The sequence below is a fragment of the Streptomyces anandii JCM 4720 genome, from assembly GCF_014650655.1.
GTDB classification, from domain to species: Bacteria; Actinomycetota; Actinomycetes; order Streptomycetales; family Streptomycetaceae; genus Streptomyces; species Streptomyces anandii.
The window spans coordinates 156,348-158,008 of record NZ_BMVJ01000005.1 but is presented as its reverse complement, the minus strand read 5'-3'; the positions used below and the strand labels follow the sequence as shown (position 1 = coordinate 158,008).

The window sequence follows — 1,661 nt, the reverse complement described above, 5'->3', positions numbered from 1 at the left end:
CAGAACGCCCGAGACGACGAGAACCAGCCACGACACGGCAGCCTCCAGCGGGCCGTCTTGTCGCACACCGGGTACGGCACCCCTCGTCCGGAAGCCCCCTTTCCGGGCTCGCCGCCAACGTTTCACACCCGGTACCGGAAGGCAAACCCCGGTACCCGGTGCGAACGCCCTTGCCACCGGTCGGACGGACCGCGTATAACGATGGAAATCCCGGGCCCCGGAAGGAGCCTCGTGCGGGTGAGCCTCAAGGACGTCGCGTTGCACGCGGGCGTCTCCGTCAAGACCGTCTCCAACGTCGTCAACGACTTCCCGCATGTCACCGAGGCGATGCGGGCGCGCGTGCAGAGGTCCATCGACGAGCTGGGCTACCGGCCCAACCTGACGGCCCGTCACCTGCGCAAGGGCCGTACCGGAATCGTCGCGCTGGCCCTTCCGGAGCTCGGCAACCCCTACTTCGCCGAACTCGCCGCCGAGATCGTCGACGCGGCGGCGGCGCACGACTACACGGTCCTGCTCGACCACACCGGCGGCCGGCGGGAGCGGGAGATCCTGGTCAGCCAGGGCTTCCGCACCCGCGTCATCGACGGTCTCATCCTCAGCCCCATCGAGCTGGAGGCCGAGGACCTCGAGGAGCGGGCCGAGCAGGTGCCGGTGGTCCTGCTCGGCGAGCGGGAGTACGACCTTCCCTACGACCACATCGCCATCGACAACGTCGCCGCGGCCCGCGAGGCCGTGCGCCACCTGCTGTCCCTGGGCCGGCGGAACGTCGCCTTCCTCGGGGCGCGCCGCGGCAGCAGCCGGCCCGCCCGGCTGCGGCTGCTCGGCTGGCGGGCGGCGCTGGACGAGGCCGGTCTGGTCGCCGACGACCGGCTGATCGCGGCGACCGACGGCTGGGGGTACGCGGACGGAGCGGCGGCCATGGCCGGGCTGCTGGACGCGGGCCACCGCCCGGACGCGGTGTTCGCCTACAACGATCTGATCGCCATCGGGGCGATGCGGGTGCTGCACGAGCGTGGCCTGCGGATACCGGAGGACGTCGCCGTCGTCGGCTTCGACGACGTGGTGGAGGGGCGGTTCTCAGCCGTGACGCTCACCTCCGTGTCGCCGGACAAGGCCTTCATCGCCCGGCAGGCGGTGGAGTCGGTGCTGTCCCGGCTGGGCGGCGCCCGGCACGAGGCGCGGCGCATCCACGCCGGCCACTCCCTGGTGTGCCGTGAGAGCACGCTCGGACGCGCCTGAGCCCCCCGTCCGCTCCCTGAGCCCCCTTACCGGGCAGCGTACTTGGCGCTCCTGACGTGGCGGATACCGCCGGTATACCGCCGCTCTGCCCCGGCCGTGAAGGGTGGGGCCCGGACGCCGCGGTGGAGCCGCCGCCTCGGCGCACGGCCGTCGGGAGGGCACCCATGCCTGCAATCGCGCGGAACGAGCGTTCCTCGCCGGACACACAGGGCTTAGGGCCGGGCACCGGGCCGGCCGTGGCGGGCACGGTGCGGCGGAGGGGGACGGCGTGACGTACCTGCACGAACCGCATCGCCGCGCGGCCCAGGAGGACGCGGCACCGCCCGCCGGAAGCGGTCACGGCGGCGGAGGGCACGGGGTCGGGGGCCCCGGCGGAGGTCACGGCGGCGGGGGCGTCGTCAGCGGGCCGCGGGGACTGGTGT

The 1,661-nt window shown here is 73.6% G+C and carries 1 protein-coding gene and 1 riboswitch; the gene reads left to right on the top strand.

What is annotated here, in order from left to right; genetic code table 11:
• Nucleotides 1-46 precede the first annotated feature (46 nt).
• Nucleotides 47-113, bottom strand: a riboswitch (guanidine-III (ykkC-III) riboswitch).
• A gap of 118 nt (nucleotides 114-231) precedes the next feature.
• Nucleotides 232-1,239 carry a LacI family DNA-binding transcriptional regulator gene (locus IE249_RS11540; protein WP_189704699.1) on the top strand — a complete coding sequence of 336 codons (1,008 nt, stop codon included), beginning with the start codon at nucleotides 232-234 and terminating at the stop codon, nucleotides 1,237-1,239.
• Nucleotides 1,240-1,661: the final 422 nt, after the last annotated feature.